Raw genomic sequence first — 19,610 nt, forward strand, 5'->3', positions numbered from 1 at the left:
ATCGTAGACAAAGTTCTCTGACAATCGAATAGTCGCCACGGCATTCTGTGAACACCACATCAAACTCGTAGGTGTTCATGGAAGATGAAAACAAGCAGCTTCGGGTGTTGGCCGTTCAACGGTTTAGAAACGGCGAAACCCCGGAATCAATTTGCACATCACTCGGCAAGTCTCGTTCCTGGCTATACAAATGGGTTGCTCGCCAGAATGGAGATGACCCTGTATGGAGTGACGAGCGATCCCGATGCCCACAATCCATGCCGAACCGTACAACGGCAGAGATTGAAGAAATCGTCAAAATGGTTCGCCTCAATCTCTACAACAAGGGCTTGTTCTGTGGTGCACAGGCCATCCTGTGGGAGTTGGAGGACCTGGGTGTCAAGCCGTTGCCTTCTACCAGAACCATCAATCGGATTCTTGCAAGGAATGAACTGACACATCGGCGCACCGGCAAATACGAAGCCAAAGGGACGCTTTACCCAGTTCTGCCGTCAGCGTTGCCGAACCAGACGCACCAAGCTGATCTCGTTGGTCCATGCTATCTGACAGGGCCAATTCGCTTCTACAGCCTGAATGTTGTCGATACAGCAACCGTCAGGTGCGGGTTGCACTCATCTCGGTCCAAAGCTGGTCAGATGGTCATTGACGGTTTGTGGGAAGTCTGGAAACGACTGGGCATCCCAGAACGACTCCAAGTTGACAATGCCATGTCATTCTTCGGCAGCCCGACACATCCCCGCGGCATGGGACCACTGATTCGTCTTTGCCTGCATAACGATGTCGAACCATGGTTCATACCCATGGCTGAACCATGGAGAAACGGCATGATCGAAAAGTTCAACGACCGGTACCAACAACGGTTCCTCGGCAAAGTCATCATGACTTCAGAAGAGGAATTGAAAGTCGGCTCCCTGACCTTTGAGCAGCGACACAACAGCAAGTATCGCTACAGCAAGCTAAAGGGGAGTACGCCGCTGAAAGCACTGGCCACCTCGCATGTGCAACTGAGGTTCCCGAATGAGAATGAACCTCCCAGGCATCGCCTGAAGAAGCCAGAAGTCGGAAAATATCATGCTGTCCGCCTTATCCGCAGTGATCTGAAGCTGAACATCTTCGGCGAATGCTTCTCGGTTCCACCGGAGACAGCGCTTGAATACGTGGTGGCGACTATCGATGTCAAAGAACAGAAACTAAAACTCTTCCTGGATAAAAATCAGGTCGAGGAATTCGATTACAAACTGCGGTGATTCAGATGAGTGTCCACGATGTCATGGCACAAAAAGTTGTCCACGATGTCGTGGCACTCAACACATAGGTATTAAATAATTATTTCATCCACTTCCATATCGAGCAAATTTACGGTGAGTTTTCTTCTTTTCCCCCGCCTTCTCAAGCCAAGGAGAATTTTGCAGGTTTCTGCCACCTCCAGGCTGGCGATCACTGCCGGTGTGAACGAAGGATTGCCGAGCCTCTTCTCTATTCCAGTTCCAGCCTCCCGGCCCGCGTAGAGCTTTTGCAGCGTCGCTTCTCCTGGCAACTGGCTGAGAACCTGGCCATACCAGCCGCCGATGGCCCCGTGTACAAAGGGAATATTCAGTGTTTCGCAGACCTCGGCCAGTTCCAGGCGTACCGAAACCGAATCCAGTGCATCCACTGCCACGTGAGCAGCATGTAGAAACTCCGGCCCGTTATCCTTGGTAAACATTTCTTTAAGTGGAACCAGGGTGACCGCCGGATTGATCCCGGCAATTCGAGCTGCCGCTGCCTCCACCTTGGCATGCCCCAACTGACTCAGACTTGAGAGGAGTTGGCGGTTCAGGTTATGTTCCACGAAAATGTCGGGGTCGATTGCAATGATGGTTCCGACGCCGAGCCGCGCCAGTTCCTCGATGACGTATCCCCCCAGCCCGCCGCAGCCAATGACGGCAACCGTGCTTCGGAAGAGGCGGAGTTGCTGTTGGGTGGTGAGCATCTCGCGGTTGCACTGGTAGCGGGCTGGCAGGAGCCCCATCTCCAGGATCGTCCCTTCGGTCTCGGCGAGGGTGAGGGCGAAACGCTTGGCAGCCTCCATCTGGCTGCGCCACGGCACTAGATCGCCTTCAGTGCGCTCCCGGATGAAATCCTTCAGTGATGGCATCTTAGTCTCCTTCCTCGAGGGGAAAAACGGCGAGAGTGGAATCTTCCCTCGTTAGGCTAAGTTTTCTCCGGGTGAAGAACCAGGCCACAATCTTCCAACCGCTCTTCAAGTTCCCCCCTTCAGTTGCTCCGCATCCTTCCGATTGAGACAATGGCAGATGATGTCCTCGGCGTATCGCTCGAACTGGACTTTGGGGTAGTGGAGAACTTTCATGGTCTGGGGTTCTTTTCGATGGAATGAAATGCCACGATTCCGCAACATTATCTGACAGTTATTGACCTTTGTGTAGTGTGACAAAGTAGAACTATTTTGTTGTGAGAATATTTGAAAACAATGTGCTATTCCATGAACTAAGGAGGTGGTTGTAGCTTGCCGAACCCCATGATCATCCCTTACATCGATCACAGCATCAGATTAAATACAGTTAAATTTATCACTCATTTTTTGTAACGCATTTTTGAAAACTTTACCCGATTTATGTCTATTATTGTAGAGATTAACACAATTATCATAATGATAACAACTAGTTTCAAGCTTTATGTTAATTGATGCTATTGTGCATCGAAGTCCATAATTGATGCGATGATGTGTGAAGAGTTTTTTATTTAAAATGTCTTACACTTATAATTTCGACTTCTCGTACTTGGGTATACCATTGTTTTATTAGTCATTTCAGCAATATGCAGTTTCAGGATTGAAGCTTATGTGCCGAAAGGCAAGTTGCTTGTAGCAGTTGGTATGTTTAGTGCTGAAATTGGGTCAATTCTCCCTATTTCTATTTGATATACGCTAGCGGAGATGATGGTGCCTAAGTGAAATGATGTACTACGGTAGATCCAAGTAACGAGACTATGTGTTCGGAAATCTGGTCCGGAAGCAGCACAATCTAATTAAGGAGTAAGGTATGGAAAATTTAACAACAGAGAGCCGAAGGTCGGTAGCGCAACTGCCTGCCTGCAAAAGTGGGGTGGTAGCGACAGTCACGTGCATTGTCAAAAGAATATCTACTACCCCTACGTTGGTTGGCCTGCTTGCTCTTGCCATCGCCGTCTCATCGGCAAACGCCGGGGAAAAGACTCCGATAGGCGCTGAGCAGGGAGGCAACAAAGAGGGGACCATTCCAGCGTGGACTGGTGACAGCAAGCCAATGTCCGGCTGGTCACCCGGCAAAGTGCGATTCAACTATTGGAAGCACAAGGGTGAGAAACCGTTATATGTAATTGATGCCTCAAACGTCGATAAGTATGCAAAAAATCTAACGCAGGGTCAGATCCAGCTATTGAAAACCGTCAAGGGATACACTATGCCCGTCTACCCGACGCATCGGGAATGCAGCTTCCCTGATTTTGTCGTATCAAACACCAAGCAAAACGCCTCGGGCAAGTCAAAGATCGGACGAGATGGCTGGTCTCTTGATGCTGCCACGCTCCCAGGTGTTCCGTTCCCGAACCCGAAAAGTGGGGTGGAGGCGGTCTGGAACTATCTTGTGCGGTATCAGGGGGCGGGGATAGATCAATTCGGTACTTCTTACGTTTCCGCTGCGCCGGGAACCAAAAAAGACCTCAGGATCAAGTGGGAGCAGGTTTACTATTGGCCGCATGGAGTAAAGGGAACCCACAATCCAAAAGACCGGGCCAGTGCAGTGCAATATTTGTATTACGCCTTTCAGAGTCCTGCAGCCCTTGCCGGGCAGGCCATTGTACAGCGCTACTTTTTCGATCAAGACACCGAGTCTTTTTACTATTTCCCGGGTCAACGGCGAGTGCGTCGTCTCCCCACGTATGCCTATGACGCACCTATGATCGGATTCGAGAACCAATATCCTGTAGATATGCAAGCGTTGTACTTCGGAAACCCTGATCGGTTTGACTGGAAGATCGTCGGCCATAAGGAAATCTTCATCCCTTACAATAATTTTAAAGTAACAGACTTTACCTATCCCATTGACAAGGCAATGGGGCCGAAGTTCGTAAACCCTGAGGTACGTCGATATGAACTCCACCGGGTACTCGAGGTTGTTGGTACCGTCAAGAAGGGAGTCCGTCACTCAACGCCGAAAAAGACCCTCTATCTCGACGAGGATACCTGGATAGCTTCAGTAGGCGACGATTACGACGCAAACGGAAAGATTTGGAAAGTAAAGGAAAATCCGATTTATCCCGTCTGGGAGCTTGGAGGGACCTGCTCCAACTTGTCAATGCAAAATTTTTACGATCTGAACAGTGGCAGATACCTTTCCGACCTTGTGCAATTTGGATCGAAAAAAGATTATGTGTATTCCAAGGATGCTAGTAACGATTCTCGTTTGAAGCCAGATTTCTTTACCTCCGAAACACTGCGTGCGAACAGTGAGCGCTGAATTGCATGTATCTGCAAGCGTATTTATCTGTCTAAGGTTGGGAGGCGCATGTGAGAAAAGGAATCTGTAGAACTCTAACTGGAGCTGGTATCTGCGGTCTGATTATATCGACACCCGCTTACGCTTTTGAATTCGAGGTAGGAGAGGTGAGGGCGGCACTTGACTCGACTATAGGGATGGGATTTGGCAACCGCTTGCTGAACCAGAATCCCGGCATTACCGGTGAAGGAAACGAGGCACAATGGTCGGCCGGTGACGATGGTAATCGCAATTACAAAAAAGGCGACTTTTACACAGCCTACATAAAAGGAAGCCATGAATTATTGCTGAATATCCCGGATGGCTGGAAAGGTTTTACACGAGGCGTATGGAAGTATGATTTTAAGGCGGGGGACACCACTTTTCAGTCGGAGAACAAAATGGTCGTGTTAAAGTTGGGAACCAAGTAATCAGTTGGGGAGAGGCGCTTTATAACATTGGTGGTATAAGCAACAACGTCCTCGATTTTCAGAAGCTGCTTGTGCCGGGGACTCAATTAAAGGAGGCTTTCCTGCCAATCCCCGCGATAAGTGTGGCAACATCCTTGCCGGGCGGTTTATCTGCTGAAGCTTTCTGGCAGGCCGATTGGCGCCGTACTCGAATAGCCCCTGTCGGTTCCTACTTCAGCACCATCGCAGACATGTACGACAAGGGTCGAGTCGTATCGTCTATCAGTGGTAAGAATTTTAATGTGTTCGGTCCGGATCAGTATACGCTCACAGGGAAGCGAAGTCTCACTGATGCGCAGGCAATTGACGCAATCACTGCCAATGGTGATATACCTGTGCCGGTTCTTAACGACAAAACACCCAGAGATTGGGATTTCAAGCAGTTTGGCTTGTCGTTGCATTGGGCGCCACCCGATTCCAAAATAAATCTTGGGTTGTATTTTGTAAATTACCATGATCAGTTCCCAGTGCTTAACCTTGTTAATGGGAGCAATTACCAGTGGGAGTTCCTGAAAAATCGTCAAATGTATGGGGTGACTGCCAATTTCCCTGCCGGCAACTGGGCGGTAGGTATGGAGTATTCATATCGGCCCCATGACGCAGTCGCGCTCGGTGGAGGTTTTGGTCCTGGAGGGCCACTAGATGCTAATACCAATGGCGTGACAGTCGCCAATTTGCCGATGTACAAAGATTTCCAGAAGCATCAGTGGAGCATTACAACAATGCTCTCTCTGACCCCGGGCGACCACGGTTGGTTCCTAGATCTGTTGGGTGCTAACACCGCATTCCTCACCGCTGAAACAGCTGTTGTGTACTATCCGGGTGTCAGCAAGGGGGTTACGCGTACCATTGATGGCGTGCCTGTTCATCAGGTTGCGGATTCAGCTTACCTTGTGCCGCTCGACAGGTCGGATCCTTCCCATCCCATTTCTGCCTCCATCGGGACGGACGCTTCGTGGGGTTACACGGTTGATTTCAACTGGACCTATGACGGGAATATTATTCCCGGCTGGCAGATTACTCCAGGCGTCACCCTGTCACATGGCGTGCTGGGCGACACCCCCAACTTCACGGCCCAGTTCATGGAAGGCAACATGTCGTCCAACTTTTACGTTCTGTTTAACCAAAATCCAACTAAATGGCAGGGCGGCATCAACTACACAACCTGGTTTGCTGCACCATACCAGAATAACACCGTGGTGGAGAGACAGTACTACAAAGACAGAGATTTCATTGGTGCTTTCGTGAGCTACAGTTTCTGACATATCGATGATTCTCATCTCACCCGGCAGGCGTAAAGCGGATTGCTACTGTCAATCCTAAGCAGTTTGACAGTAGCAATCCGTGGCGCGGCTCCAACGAATATTGACTAAAGAACCTCCCCGCGAGTTTTTTGAGTTAAAAGGGTTCTGCGGATTATAACACAGTAGATAACTTAATGCATTGTTAATAGACTTAAGTAGTTAAATCGATGAAGTTAGCATGAGATGGTCTAGGTTTTGATAATGATGCTGGGCCGTGAAGATTGGGGGCTTTTGTGAAGAAATTGGTAGAAATACTAGAATCTTTTGTCTTTGGGCATCGATTGGGCGTTCTTGGGGTACTGCTTGCTTTTACCGTTGTCATGGGATTTTTCGCCATACAATTGCGGATGGAAGCTGGCTTTGAGAAGCAGATGCCGATAGGCCATGAATATGTCCAAACTTTCCAAAAATATCGGGAGCAATTATTTGGCGCCAACCGCCTGACTATTGTCGTAAAGGCCCGAAAAGGCACTATTTGGGACAAGGCAGCCCTTGCCCGTCTCTACGAGGTGACGCAGGCTGTCATTAACATGCCGAACGTCGATCGTATGGGTGTGCAGTCACTATGGACGCCCAATAGTTTTGTTAATGAAATTACCGAGGAAGGTTTCAGTGCAAAGCCGATTATTCCAGGAACGGTGACTTCCGATGCGCTGACGCCTGAGGTGATCGGAAATATTGAGCGAGCCACAAGCCAAGGGGGCTATATAGGCAGCCTCGTTTCACGGGATCAAACCAGCGCCATGATCACGGCTGAACTTGCCGAAGTTGATGCGCAAGGCGTTAAGATTGACTATATAGCTTATAACAAGAACCTCAATGAACTTCGCAAAAAATTTGAAGACAAAAACTTTGAGATCCAAATTATCGGTTTTGCCAAGCAGATAGGCGATATTGCCGAGGGCGCTGCTTCTGTGGAGGTCTTTTGCGCATTCGCATTACTGCTTACAGCGCTTGCCGTCTATTGGTACTGTCGTTCGGTACGCATGACGGTCTTGCCCCTTGCCTGCTCGTTTACCTCTCTGGTCTGGCAGTTCGGCACCCTGAAGATTTTGGGCTACGGCCTTGATCCACTTGCTGTATTGGTTCCCTTCCTCGTATTCTCTATCGGTGTTTCCCACGGCGTGCAACAGATCAACTTTATCGTGCGTTGTCTTGCAAGAGGCAAAACGACGATGGATTCCGCCCGGGAGAGTTTTACCGGCCTGCTGATTCCCGGTGTACTGGCGCTGGTAACCGCCTTCATCTCATTCATAACTTTATTACTTATTCCGATTCCCATGATCAAAGAACTCGCAGTCACGGCCTCACTCGGGGTCGGCTACAAGATACTGACGAATCTGGTGATGCTGCCCGTAGCCGTTTCATTTTGCAATTTCAGTACAGAATATGCCCACAAGGCGATGCTGAGGCGCGAAGCACGTGCCCGTGTCATTAAGATGATCGCTGCGGTGGCCAAGCCTCGCAATGCGGTTATCGTAACCTGTCTAACCATGGTGTTGTTGGGTGTTTCCATCTGGTTGAGCCATGGAAGGATCGTCGGCACTCTGCAGCCCGGCGCGCCAGAATTGCGGCCCGAATCGCGTTACAACCGGGATGCCGTGGCTATCACCGAAAGCTATGATATGGGCTTGGATTGGCTGACCGTGGTGTTTGAGGCTGCGCCGAATTCTACCGAGAACATCGACATCGGCAGGTATCAGGACGATTTTATTTGGGAAATGCAGCATGTGCCGGGAGTGCTTGCAGTGAAGTCTTTTGCCGGTCAGCTCCGTACCTACAGCCAAGGGTATAACGAAGGTACTCCCAAAATGGCGGTTATCCCGAATGACCCGGGCAATTTCGCCGGGCTTGCCGCTGAGATTGCCCGCAACAGGGGCTATGTGAACAGCGATTGTAGTATGACGGCAGTTCACTTCTTTCTGAAAGATCACAAGGCGACCACCATAAACCGTCTGGTTTCAGCTATAAAGGATTTTCGCAAGCGGGAGGTACGGCCGGACATAGCAATCAGGCTGGCATCTGGGAATGCCGGAGTACTGGCAGCCATCAATGACGAGTTGGAGAAAAGCGAGACACCGATGCTGCTGTATGTTTACGCTGCAATCGTGATCATGGTGCTGCTGGTTTATCGCGACTTCAGGTCAGCCATTGCCTGCTGTCTGCCGCTGACAGTTGGTACGTTCGTCGGTTATTGGTTCATGAAGGAGTTCCAGATCGGCCTCACAGTGGCGACATTGCCGGTGATGGTTCTGGCGGTCGGCATCGGTGTCGATTATGCCCTGTATATCTACAACCGGTTGCAGATGCACCTCGCCGACGGCGATCCGATTGTAACCGCGATGGGATATGCATTGGAATTCGAAGGGATGGCAACAATATTTACGGCGATCACGCTATCCATCGGTGTTGCAACCTGGTCGTTCTCGACGCTTAAATTTCAGGCTGACATGGGGAAGCTCCTGGCCTTCATGTTCATCGTAAACCTTGTCATGGCGTTCACTGCGCTGCCTGCTTTTGCAGTGGTTCTAGAACGAGTATTTAAACGCAAGAAACCGGCATATTCGCCCTCAATCTTGAAACATTGATTCTATGAAAATCGAATGCTTGAGGTATTGGTTCGATGAAAATTATTTTAGCTTATGATGGTTCGGAGTCATCGCAACGCGCGCTGCACACACTTGGCCGGTTGGCGGCTGCATCGTCGGAGTTGGTGATCGTCTCCGTGTTGATGGGGACAGCTCTGAATGCCGAAGGCGAACCGATCATTACAGATCCAGTGGAGACGCAGCAGATGGCAGAGGCATTGGAGCGTGCTCGCGTGGTTGCCGAGTCTGCCGGATTGTCTGTTCGAACAGAGATTCTTGTCGGGGACCCTAAACAAAAAATCTTGGAGAAAGTTGCAAAGGAAAATGCGGATTTGATCGTTACCGGCTGTCGTGGTCATGGGCTTGCGAAGCGTTTGGTATTCGGGTCTATCAGCAATATTCTTCTACATGAGGCTGAATGCCCAGTCATGGTGGTGAAATGATGAATAGAAAAGTAAATTCGTTTGTGGGCGTTGTGGTGTTGCTGTCCCTTCTCTCCTTGCTGTCTGCGTACGCTAAGCAGCATCCTGGGGATTCGCCGGTTTTCAAGGATCGGCCTGCGCAGGTAATGCCAGGTGCCGTCAAGGCCATGATGCTGGGAGCTACTATGGCCGGGCAGCGAATAGTCGCAGTCGGGGTGCATGGCGTTGTCCTGCTTTCGGACGACCAAGGGAAAACGTTCCGACAAGCCAAAGCGGTGCCGACCCGTCTTACGCTGAATTCTGTGACTTTCGTCGACAATAAGGAGGGGTGGGCGGTTGGCCATCTGGGTGTGGTTCTCCACACCGTGGACAGTGGTGAGACGTGGACCATTCAACGGGAAGATCTGAATTCCGACCGGCCGTTATTTACGGTCTGGTTCAAGGACAGCAAACATGGTTTCGCGGCCGGTCTATGGGGACTGCTTCTCAAGACCACCAATGGAGGTAACTCCTGGGATGTGGTGAAACTACCAATTGCTGCCGGCGCCACGAAGGGCGACAAGAATCTGTATGCCGTGTTCGCGGACAAAAAGGGAGGCCTCTTCATAGCTGCCGAACGCGGGACGGTTTTCAAGTCTACAGATGACGGTCAGACTTGGAAAGTAATTGATACCGGTTATCCGGCGACGTTATGGACCGGAGTAGCTCTTAGAAATGGCTCACTGGTCGTGGGAGGACTGAGGGGGAGGATCTTGTGCAGCGAAGATGGCGGTGAGCACTGGAAAGAGATGGATGCCGGTACAAAAAGTTCTATTACCGACATTACCGAGAGTTCTGATGGTCGAATCTTCGCTGTAGGTCTGGACGGAGTTTCACTTCAGAGCACCGATGAATGCCGTAGTTTGAGTATTTCGTCGCGGCCGGACCGCGTGGCGCTGACTGCCGTCGTGCTCAATTCGAAAGGTGTACCGGTTATATTTTCTGCAGCAGGACCTGCCAACGTTAAGTGAATCATGTGAACAGTACACTCACGGCAGAGCTATAGGAAACTATCGGGTTTTCGCAAAGCTGGGGCTTTCAAAACCGTGGACCGCGCACAGCGGCATGTTGAAAGATCCTCTGACCACCTTTCGGTGGTCAATCGTCGGTAAACATTGCTAGAAGGTCGAGACGATTGTCTTCCAACTCCTGATGTTGCTTCATTGGCACCAACAATTGACACATAGTCCAGAAATGCCTCCGGATCGTCTCCTGGATAACGAAACGGGAACACAACTTATCGAAGAATGAGGAGGGTTTATGAGCAGCGTGAAACAATTGGTTGTGGTAATTGCGATGCTTTTACTGGCCGTTTTTGTATCGGCCTGTGCCACTGTTAATCCACAAGCCCAAGTTAAGACAGTCACTCTCGCCAAAACAGGCGAAACCGTTTACCTTTTCCATGGAGGGAACAAGTTGGCTAAGGAGGAGTTCTGCCTCAATGATTTAGTTCCAGTATACCGTTTTTATTATCATTTTAACAATATTACGCAAAGAAGTGAGGAGGGAACGGTCAAGATTACTGGCTACGAAGGCGATCACTTTATAAAAGGGGTTGTGGTTGAGGGAAGGATAAGAAATGGTGATATCGCGATTAAACACTCTGGTGCCACTTCCTGCATGATAATAGTGCCAGAATCTGAGAGGGAATAAGCAACGCGATGGTTATTATCTTTACGGTGATTAAACGGTAAATCTCCCGTTCCCACGCTCCTGCATGGGAACGCTGGAACTTTCAGCTCTTTGAAAACAGGGCCTCAGTGATTCTGGATAAAGAAAGAGATGTGGAAGGGGTAATTTTGAAGATTGTTGCGTCAGAAGCGGGCGTCGACTTGGGTGTCAAAGACTTTGACGCAACAAAACTCCGGCGGAAGAAGAGTATCCCAATCACATCACCGTCGGAAATGTTTGGGATGGAATAAGATGCTCTGGGTCAGATAGAGGCCGCCCATGTGGCCGCTTGTTTCCTTTCAGTCACATTATGACAGCCTTCGCAGGGTGCTCTCTACCTGCTCCACTATAAATTCCATCAAGCGATACAGGGTATCGCACTTGTAGGGTGCAAAAGCACCCTTGAAGAGCTGCAAGCGGGCGTCTTCAATCCTCTTCGCCAGTTCTGCGACACGAGTAATCACCAGTCGCGGCTTGATGCCGACCTCCTCGGCGAACAGTTCCCAATGCTTCTTCCGGATTGCATCCGGATCGTTTTCGCCACCAATCTTCATGGCCAGCCCTTCCGCCAGACCGAAATGGGCATAGATCCTGGTCGAGAGCAGATCGTAGAAGGGAGCCAGCATCGGCCCTTCCGGAAGGAGCAACAGGGAGAGATTCTTGCCGTGGTGGTCGGAGTTGCCGATTAGGTAGTTGAAGATCACCCAGTTCAGGAGCGACAGTACGTCCTTGCCTGACCTGATGCTGGAATTGCGCAGCAGGTTGAAGCACGCCGCCAGCGATGGTCCCCCCTCGGTTTCGTACTTGAACTCGGGCGGAATCCCGAGCGCCTGGCAGAAATCCTCCTGATGGAGCCTTTTCGTTTCATCAGCCTTGGTGACGCGATCATACCGCTTGACGACAAATACCTTGGTCTCTTCGTGCTGATAGATGAACGACCGAGGTACTTCCAGGCCGACCTCTTGGGCCAGGGCCATGCAGAATGCCTCGTTCTCCACCGTACCGTCCAGTTCCTCGATTGCCGGCTTGATGATGTAATTGGAAGGGAAAGCTCCGTAGCCGAGATGGAAGTGCTCGTCATCGTAATAAACCGGCAGTTTCTTCTGCGCCCCTGCTAGGGAGAGCCGTATCCCCTTCTCACCGGCGAGAAGCGGTCGCCGTGGCAATTCCCTGATGATGGCATCCAGTTCATCCGGCGAAAGCTGGCGATATCTGCTGGGCTCGTGCTTAGGTTTCCCGGTCTCGGGATAAAGAGAAACCGCGCCGGCGCAATCCCCACCGATCCGCTCCAGCAGCCCGAAGTCGTTATTCACGGAAACACCGAGATTCCGGGCGATCACGGCTCGGATCTTCTCTTCGGGAAGAAGGTTGGCGAAAAAGGGATGCGACTCGTCGTCAAGATAGGGTTCCGGCCGCAACGGCAATGAGAGCGACAGGGGGATATTCGTACTCTCCAGCCACTCCTTGTCGTATTGAAAACAGAATCGCTTTTTCTCGTCCAGCCAGAGCCGTCCGACCACGACATCATCAATTCTTACCAGCAGGGCAGCGGTCATGGTTCATCTCCTGGCACTGACCATGTCCGCAGCTTTGCTTCCAGCTCAATTCCCAGGCATTTCAATACCTGGAACACCTTATTCAGGCGTACCGTCTCTTTACCATTTTCCAAGGCAGACATGAAAGCGTAGCTCACCCCGCAGACTGCAGCCGCCTCTTCGAGGGTTAGACCATCCTCTTTGCGCTTCTGCTTGATGATCCGTCCGATGTCTTCAGGATTCGAAATCTTCATTTTTTTCGCACCCCCAATTTATATATACGTTCGCAGATATAGCACCTTTGATAATAAAATAAAAGCACAAAATATATGATCGTATATATCGTTGTCAAATGAAGCGCGGAAAGGTTCATTATCTTCGATTGTAGATGATATGTCTTTGTATGGAAATTTGTTCAACTTGTGGTATTTACAGGGTCTACGCAAATTTGATGAGGAGTCCGGAAGATGACGAAAGCCGATTTAGCCGACAGAATTCAGGAAAAGATCTCTTGCCAGAAGAAGGAAGCCGTTGAACTGGTGGAACTCGTCATGGAAACGCTCAAGGATGCCATTGTGACCGAAGGGCATGTGAAGATTAGCGGGTTCGGGAATTTTGCCGTTCGGCAAAAGGCCGACAGAACCGGAAGGAACCCGCAGACCGGGGAGGCAATCACCATTTCGTCACGGAAGGTCCTGACATTCAAGCCGAGCCTTATATTGAAGAATAGGATTAATCATGAACCTTAACTGCAACTTGAACTAGATAATCAATTCTCCCCGCTCTGCATTGCCAGTATTATTATGCTCTTGACTTTCGCCTTCCGATACTTATACCCACCCGTTCTTTGGCATCGATGATTTTACGCTCCTGTATATCAGCATTCTCCCCAAAGGGTCCGTGCTCAAAGGCAATTTTATAGACAATTTCTATAGCCTCCTCAGACCGTTCAAGAAGGATGCTAAGCCATCTGATGTTGTCCTTGGTTGGTGCAAGACTAAGAATTACTTCAAGTTCCCCATCTTTGTAAGGTTTGCCAGTTCGATTAGCCATTGGACACTCTCCCTCAAACTCCAAGCACTCGCTTTCAATGTGTAGGATTTACTCGTATAGAACGTTGACTATTAAGAATTTGTCAACACGTTGTCCAACTTGAACAGGATTTTTGCTACGAAGCTCTATCTGTCCAAGTACACCCTCTTGAGGGGTGCTATTGGCATCTGACTTAAATTTTAAGGGCCCACGCAAGTTTCTTCTAAAAACAGGGTCAAGTGCGCTAGCTTTTAAAGCAGATAGATGTAAAGCTTGCATGTCTCCATCATTTAGTTCCGATATTTTGCTACATATCTTTCTGACGGCTTCTGGGTATATTATGATATTTTCTAGTTTTTCCTTTTCGCCACGGCCTGCAATACAAGCGGCAAGTGTTTCCCCTATAGGAAAGTTAGCAAGCTCCTGAGCTTCACTCCTCGAATTTCTATAAAAGACAGATAATCCAACTGGCCAGGTAGCTTGCATTGAGGCAGGAGTACCAACCCTACCAAGATTGCCAATGAACCGTTGTTGCAACTGTAAGCCGTATAAGGAACGAAAACGTCTTATTTTCTGGTACTTGCCATCAAGCCCAAGCAGTTCATCAAGAGAATCAATGGACCAGGTTATTGGCCAACTTTCATCCCAATCTATGACAAAAAACGCCCCGTCTATGTCAATGATTGGAGTACGCGGTGCATTAGGGATGCGATAATTTTGAATTGAGTAAGGTTTTAGCGAACCCTTTATGAGTAAAATGCTTTTGGCATTGCCATGCTGAAGATCACATGCTTGAGTTAATACAACAAGGACCTCTCGATTTTCATAAGGAATTGCCTCTCTTGATATAAAAACATCACCAAGTTGTATAGAATCAAGATGAGGTAGCACTGCTACGTCTCTTTCAAATTTCACCCTTTCGGCATTTTCAAAGATAGAGGCATCAAGAATGGGCTTTATTTCATCAGTCGGAAGGAAGTGAGAAGGCGGATATGTTTTAAATTCGAGGGTGTTTAGTGAATGTCCGGCATCAAGTAGATCCCTGTCGCTCTCAAGGAAATGATGAAAGTACGTATGATACACATCTACTAAATGGTCACCAAGTCCCTCTCCTTCCGCGTCAAGGATTAGGCGCTTTAAGTCTGCATAGTCAGTTAAATCAAGTTTGCGTACGCTCTATCCATTACTATGGGCAAAAAAATCACTGGAGTCAGTAAAACCAGCCAATGGGAAGACATCCTAATGGACATTATGTGTCTCCATAACAGGCCCTCAAAATTCCATTGCATCACGACAATTCCGATATTTCGGTTTATCAAACGATAGGATTACGCTACCATCGCCCACTTCCTCGATTTTTTGGTCATTATGCCAAATTTGCTCCCTGATCCACGGCGCTCGAAATGCATTGAAATGCAGTCTGACAAGGACCAATTCATCACCCTGGAAAATCCCAAAACCGCCCTCCAGTTGGTTCTTCCACTGTGATCGTGGTTTTGGGACGAAAGATTCAGATTTTGCTTCAATATTGGACATTCGCGACAACATGAACCATCGCCATTCATTGCGAACATGACAAAATGCGATAAGCCCCCAACTGCCCATGTAATGCTGTAAATGATGTGGTTCTACTGTACGCGAGAGGGGTAAATTATCTTTTGGTGAGGTGTAGGTGATCGTTAAGTATTTATGGTCAAGGAGGGCTTGCATCACTTTTTTGAAAACATGACCTTGCGTAGGTGCATATTCATTCCAAGAGGACGAAAATGCTTCCCGGAATCGTTTTTCGGTTACTCCGAAGACCCCATTCTTGCCGAAAAGTTTGCGACTAAAGGATCTTATCTGTCTGCTTATGAATCCTTCTGCGCTGTTTTCAAGGATGTTTTGCGCGAGCAGGATAGCCAACATTTCTTCCTGAGTCGGCTCAGAAGCTGGCAAGACGAAAGTCTTGTCAGTGTAAAAATATCCTTTTCGTGATGGGTTGTAATGGAGCGGTGCATTTAACTGGTCCCGCATGAAATCGATTGATCGTTGGGCGGTTTTCGGCACTATCTCGAACTGCCGCCCGAGAGTAGTTGCGTTTGGATATTTATCTGACCTGGCCTGATCGTCAAACCATTGGTATTGCAGTATCTTCTGGTTTTCGCCCATAGCAGCTCCGGAACAGTGTTTCGAAGTTATACTTAACGTTGCACCACATATTCATTGTCCTTAACTTAATTGATTATTCCTCTCGACGCCCAAGCCTATACCTGCGTCCAAGTCCATAACTGCTGGGAAAATTGAAGATATAATCAGAATATTCATCGATTTCGTCTTTTCGAAACACAGGCTTTCTCCCCGGAGGGTGAGGCCATTCAGCAGAAACTTTAGTAAACGGTTGAGGCCTCGTATGCCAGTATCTAATGTTGTGAATACACCGACCGACAAGCCATATCGCAAAAATGGCAAACGATGCAATGCTCACCTTTAAAAGAATTGGAAAGGCTCCCGAGAGGGCAAGAGAGATAACTGCAATCGAAAGGGTCCAACGGGCAACGGAAGTATTGGTCCGGACCTTGTTATCGGTAGTAGACATTGCGAGCCTCCTTTATTAATAAATGCGGTAATTATGGACCAAACACCTTCCGCAGTACGTTGGCCACGTTCACAGCACTACTGAAGAATACCGCGACGGCATGTCCGACATCGGAAGCGATGCTACCAACACCAATAGGCCGTTCCTCCTCAGTTTTTGCCTCATCTCCAGCAACAGCCTTCTGGTCCTGCCCCTCTGCTGGTGCTGCCGGCTTCAGATCCTTGACAACATCCAGTTTCGTACTGGAATCAAGGGAAGGAGCAGGTATTTTCGCGTAAAATTTATTAAGCCCCACCGGCTCGGCAGCTATGGCGGCCTGCGCAACCAAGATCGTAACCAGGGCACTAAGCAACCTTCTCCTCACGCTATCCCTCCTCTACCCAGCCTTAACAGCAATCAGATGCATAAAATGGCTGATTGTTCCTGAAAGGATTCATATAACCTTATTTATTTTACACTTTATACGTGCATTTGCAAACACAATGCTCTTTTTGAGTGGTGGTAGCCATAAAATATTGTTTGTTATAGTTTCGCGATGGAAAATGCCATAATAACGAGCAAAGAAATAGGGCTAGCCATCAGGAGGCGCCGAAAGGAATTGGGAATTAGCCAGGAACGGCTAGCAGAGATCCTTGAGGTTTCGTATCAGCAAATTCAACGCTATGAAAATGGCACGAACAAGTTAAATATTGAAAATATCCAGGTAATTGCTCGCGCGCTTTCTGTTCCGATTACATTCTTTCTGAGAACCGACATACAGGCTATGGGGGCTAGCACAGCTTCCCTCCCTTCCGATGAGAAGACTCTACTCGAAATTTTCACCAAAATTTCAAGTACTGAAGACAAGCGTCTGGTTATAGCCTTGGCTCAACTGGCCGCGAGGAAACGTTAATACGATCCGATTTCACGAAAAAAGGGGGTGGGAATCAAAAGATTCCCACCCCCTTTTTTTCGTCGGTGAGATTCGAACAGGGCCCGTAAGGCTCCAGTCCCACTCACATCAATTGGTGTCATAAAATGCCGATTGACAGCCTGTACCCGGCATGACCCGTTAAATGCACATTTTGTTACCAACACTAGACATCTCGTTCTGTTAGTTCCCTTCCAATATTATTTTCTTGGAATGTAATAAGCAATCTTTCGCGGGTCGGAATGCCCTTTGTCTTCAATAATTTCTTTGTCGCTCCAGCCTTGTGCCTTCAGATATTGCGCATCCCAGTGCCGATCGGCGTGGGAATGGAGCAGATTTCCCTTGGTCCCGCCGCACTTCTCCTGAGCATCCCCGTACCGATCACGTCCTTCCTGTAAGGAAAATCTATCAGGGATGATCGACATGTGTTGCCTGTGCTCTGCCTTGTGCGTCTGGATATAATTCCGGACTCGTTCGACAGCAGCCCTGCGCACATCATTGTACATCTCGGCAGGACGGTTGCGGCCGCCTTTAGCGCCCTGGACGATTAGATACTCCTTTCCCTCCTGTACCAATTCAAGGCGGTCTCTGAAGGTGGGACCGTAGCGCTCCGTCAGTTGACGGCCCGTGACGGACAACAGGGGGCCGCACTTATACGTGGCAAAATACTCTCCGTTTACTTTTGTGAGCATATCTTGCGATCTAATCCGCTCCTGCTCGCGCAGGCCAAACGCCAACCCCAACTCGGCGGCGGCACCGATCCATTCTGCTTTCTCTTCCATGCGCGCTTGAAATGCAGCCCGCTCCGTACTCCACTCCGCAGGGAACGCAATAGGGCGTTCGAGATCCTCGCGAGTAACCTTGAGGTCATAGGAGGCATAGTCCCGCAGCATGTGCTCCTTGCCAACTACCAGAAGCACTTTGCGGAATTGCCCCAAAATATCCTTAATGCTTTTGTCGGTAAGCGGCCGGCCAGTGTGCTCAGATACATACCTGTTTATCAAGTAATCGACAAAACGCTCGACGTGGGGCATCTTCATGCCATTTCCGGCAAAGCTCTTCAATCCCTCGTACCTGCGCATGTATTCTCCTGCCTTATCCAAGGCCTCGTGGAACTTTTTCGCCGTTCCCTCGGCCATCGTGTGTTTGGAGCCCGACATGTACTCCGCCCGAAACTCTGCCCGTGGGGTCCGATAGGTCTTGCCCGACGGCCCACCTGGTTTCGGAGGAGGCACAACAGTCTTTGTTGTGGTGATCTTACCGTTCTTGCCACGAATCCTTACCTTTACTTTTGCCATGTTACACCTCCTTATCCGTGGGATATCAGGGCAGATGATGCGGGCCCAGCGCCCATGTAGATGGGCGTTCGGCTCGCATCACCTCTTTCGATATCGTAGAGTGGTATGCAAAATTCCCGAAGGAACCCCTTAGTTACTCACCCGTTGGTGAGACCTCGGGCACGGTAAGACGCCCTCTCAAGCGTCGAGTCTAACGACCCCGCGATTGCCGCTCCCCTTTAACCCAAGACGGAAGGGGCCGTATTTCTACGGCGCGCGTGTGTGACAGGCGAACAACGAGGATTCTTCGGGCGCAGTTCCCGAGCTCATCATTCTGGTGGTGGAAATCATTGCTTCTGATAATCGCGGCTCTTTGTGAACGGCTCGTAAAAGCCCGTCAGTGGCCGCTTCGCCCCCGGCGCTCTTTCCCTTCTCCGCCAGAAACAGCGTTTCGGGAATGCCGAAATTTCGCCTCTGATCGGCATGTTGCTGGCGCTAAGGGCTTATATGTAATCACCAACGCTGTTCCTTGCCGGCTCCGGTGAAAGAGCGCCGGGGCCCGGCTCGCTCAAAGCTGACGGTGTTAGTGTCGATTAATGTAGAAGGTGGAGTGGGAGGAAGTCCGAAAGGGCGGAACCGGAACCGATTTCCAGCTTGACGCAATATATCGCGCCAACAATCCGCTTTGGTGAGGGGTTTCGCAAGACAAGTGAACTACTGCTCGGGACTACGGCATGCTTCCGTACCCAATTGGTATCAAGTCCAACTGAATCGACCCATGCGGATCAGACCAAGGGCATGCATCCCCCCCATAGCGGTCTTAATCAATTTTTTCAGGCTCTTGTTCTCAGTATGATTGGAGAGAAAAAAGGAGAGAGGACACAGGTAGGGTGAGTGTTTGCGGCACAGGGACACACCGACTAATTGGCGTGTATGCGTGACGGGAAAGCGGGCCCGCTAGGTTCGTCGAAGACAAGACCTGGCGCGGATAGATCCAACCAAGCTACCATCCAGCGGGAACAACGGAGTGAAAAAGCAGGCATGGATGGTTGGATACCTGCCAAATGTTCCATTGTTCCAGAAACCGGTGACAAGGACCGGTGTGTCCTCCGCCTGAAAGGCCGAGGAGTGTCCACGAATGGACAAGTAGTATTTATCATATCGGCGCCGCGGACGAAAACTTGAGCGAAAAATGAGGTGTCCTGTCAATAGTAGACACTCCCAACTCAAGCGGCGGCCGTGTTTGCGGAGAAGTTCATGGCAAATACGG

General features: G+C 49.5%; 17 protein-coding genes and 1 pseudogene. 9 read left to right on the forward strand and 9 right to left on the reverse strand.

The window, feature by feature from the left end; genetic code table 11:
• Nucleotides 1-77 precede the first annotated feature (77 nt).
• Nucleotides 78-1,247 carry an IS481-like element ISGme9 family transposase gene (locus KJB29_RS18190; protein WP_215735742.1) on the forward strand — a complete coding sequence of 390 codons (1,170 nt, stop codon included), beginning with the start codon at nucleotides 78-80 and terminating at the stop codon, nucleotides 1,245-1,247.
• Between the two features lie 71 nt (nucleotides 1,248-1,318).
• On the opposite strand, the gene KJB29_RS18195 is transcribed toward KJB29_RS18190, so the two are convergent.
• Entirely contained in the window at nucleotides 1,319-2,137 is an 819-nt protein-coding gene (locus tag KJB29_RS18195; protein ID WP_215735743.1) for a HesA/MoeB/ThiF family protein, read from the reverse strand.
• Nucleotides 2,138-3,041: 904 nt separating this feature from the next.
• Here KJB29_RS18195 and KJB29_RS18200 point away from each other — a divergent pair.
• The 6 genes and pseudogenes from KJB29_RS18200 (at nucleotide 3,042) to KJB29_RS18230 (ending at nucleotide 10,990) form a co-directional block, all read left to right on the forward strand.
• Nucleotides 3,042-4,496: a DUF1329 domain-containing protein gene (locus tag KJB29_RS18200; RefSeq protein ID WP_215735744.1), complete on the forward strand. Its 1,455-nt coding sequence runs from the start codon at nucleotides 3,042-3,044 to the stop codon at nucleotides 4,494-4,496.
• A gap of 50 nt (nucleotides 4,497-4,546) precedes the next feature.
• A pseudogene (locus tag KJB29_RS18210) lies at nucleotides 4,547-6,246 on the forward strand (DUF1302 domain-containing protein).
• 275 nt (nucleotides 6,247-6,521) lie between these two features.
• Entirely contained in the window at nucleotides 6,522-8,876 is a 2,355-nt protein-coding gene (locus KJB29_RS18215) for an efflux RND transporter permease subunit (protein ID WP_215735746.1), read from the forward strand.
• Nucleotides 8,877-8,911: 35 nt separating this feature from the next.
• Nucleotides 8,912-9,319 carry a universal stress protein gene (locus KJB29_RS18220; RefSeq protein ID WP_215735747.1) on the forward strand — a complete coding sequence of 136 codons (408 nt, stop codon included), beginning with the start codon at nucleotides 8,912-8,914 and terminating at the stop codon, nucleotides 9,317-9,319.
• Nucleotides 9,295-10,308 carry a WD40/YVTN/BNR-like repeat-containing protein gene (locus KJB29_RS18225; protein ID WP_215735748.1) on the forward strand — a complete coding sequence of 338 codons (1,014 nt, stop codon included), beginning with the start codon at nucleotides 9,295-9,297 and terminating at the stop codon, nucleotides 10,306-10,308. The genes KJB29_RS18220 and KJB29_RS18225 overlap by 25 nt, the downstream gene beginning before the upstream one ends.
• Nucleotides 10,309-10,597: 289 nt before the next feature.
• Nucleotides 10,598-10,990, forward strand: coding sequence for a hypothetical protein (locus KJB29_RS18230; RefSeq protein ID WP_215735749.1), 393 nt, complete (start codon nucleotides 10,598-10,600; stop codon nucleotides 10,988-10,990).
• A gap of 326 nt (nucleotides 10,991-11,316) precedes the next feature.
• On the opposite strand, the gene KJB29_RS18235 is transcribed toward KJB29_RS18230, so the two are convergent.
• Together KJB29_RS18235 and KJB29_RS18240 are read right to left on the reverse strand one after the other, a co-directional pair.
• Nucleotides 11,317-12,564: a type II toxin-antitoxin system HipA family toxin gene (locus KJB29_RS18235; RefSeq protein WP_215735750.1), complete on the reverse strand. Its 1,248-nt coding sequence runs from the start codon at nucleotides 12,562-12,564 to the stop codon at nucleotides 11,317-11,319.
• Complete coding sequence (locus KJB29_RS18240; protein ID WP_215735751.1) at nucleotides 12,561-12,797, reverse strand: helix-turn-helix domain-containing protein; 237 nt, start codon at nucleotides 12,795-12,797, stop codon at nucleotides 12,561-12,563. The genes KJB29_RS18235 and KJB29_RS18240 overlap by 4 nt, the downstream gene beginning before the upstream one ends.
• Nucleotides 12,798-13,010: 213 nt before the next feature.
• On the opposite strand from KJB29_RS18240, the gene KJB29_RS18245 reads away from it, so the two are divergent.
• Nucleotides 13,011-13,292 carry an integration host factor subunit alpha gene (locus tag KJB29_RS18245; protein ID WP_215735752.1) on the forward strand — a complete coding sequence of 94 codons (282 nt, stop codon included), beginning with the start codon at nucleotides 13,011-13,013 and terminating at the stop codon, nucleotides 13,290-13,292.
• A gap of 52 nt (nucleotides 13,293-13,344) precedes the next feature.
• Here the strand turns inward: KJB29_RS18245 and KJB29_RS18250 are convergent, their stop codons facing one another.
• The 5 genes from KJB29_RS18250 to KJB29_RS18270 form a co-directional block, all read right to left on the reverse strand.
• Nucleotides 13,345-13,596 carry a hypothetical protein gene (locus KJB29_RS18250; RefSeq protein WP_207163267.1) on the reverse strand — a complete coding sequence of 84 codons (252 nt, stop codon included), beginning with the start codon at nucleotides 13,594-13,596 and terminating at the stop codon, nucleotides 13,345-13,347.
• 48 nt (nucleotides 13,597-13,644) lie between these two features.
• On the reverse strand, nucleotides 13,645-14,658 hold the full coding sequence (locus tag KJB29_RS18255) for a hypothetical protein (protein ID WP_215735753.1): 1,014 nt from the start codon (nucleotides 14,656-14,658) through the stop codon (nucleotides 13,645-13,647).
• Between the two features lie 189 nt (nucleotides 14,659-14,847).
• The gene (locus tag KJB29_RS18260) at nucleotides 14,848-15,726 is read right to left on the reverse strand and encodes a helix-turn-helix transcriptional regulator (RefSeq protein WP_215735754.1); all 879 of its coding nucleotides are present in this window, start codon (nucleotides 15,724-15,726) and stop codon (nucleotides 14,848-14,850) included.
• 73 nt (nucleotides 15,727-15,799) lie between these two features.
• A complete protein-coding gene (locus KJB29_RS18265) occupies nucleotides 15,800-16,153 on the reverse strand; it encodes a hypothetical protein (RefSeq protein ID WP_215735755.1) in 354 nt (117 codons plus the stop codon).
• 31 nt (nucleotides 16,154-16,184) lie between these two features.
• Entirely contained in the window at nucleotides 16,185-16,517 is a 333-nt protein-coding gene (locus KJB29_RS18270) for a hypothetical protein (protein ID WP_215735756.1), read from the reverse strand.
• Nucleotides 16,518-16,688: 171 nt separating this feature from the next.
• Here KJB29_RS18270 and KJB29_RS18275 point away from each other — a divergent pair, with 171 nt between their 5' ends.
• Entirely contained in the window at nucleotides 16,689-17,045 is a 357-nt protein-coding gene (locus KJB29_RS18275) for a helix-turn-helix domain-containing protein (protein WP_039742808.1), read from the forward strand.
• Between the two features lie 218 nt (nucleotides 17,046-17,263).
• On the opposite strand, the gene KJB29_RS18280 is transcribed toward KJB29_RS18275, so the two are convergent.
• Complete coding sequence (locus KJB29_RS18280; RefSeq protein WP_215735757.1) at nucleotides 17,264-18,361, reverse strand: integrase domain-containing protein; 1,098 nt, start codon at nucleotides 18,359-18,361, stop codon at nucleotides 17,264-17,266.
• Nucleotides 18,362-19,610: the final 1,249 nt, after the last annotated feature.

It is taken from the genome of Geobacter grbiciae, assembly GCF_018531165.1.
GTDB classification, from domain to species: Bacteria; Desulfobacterota; Desulfuromonadia; order Geobacterales; family Geobacteraceae; genus Geobacter; species Geobacter metallireducens.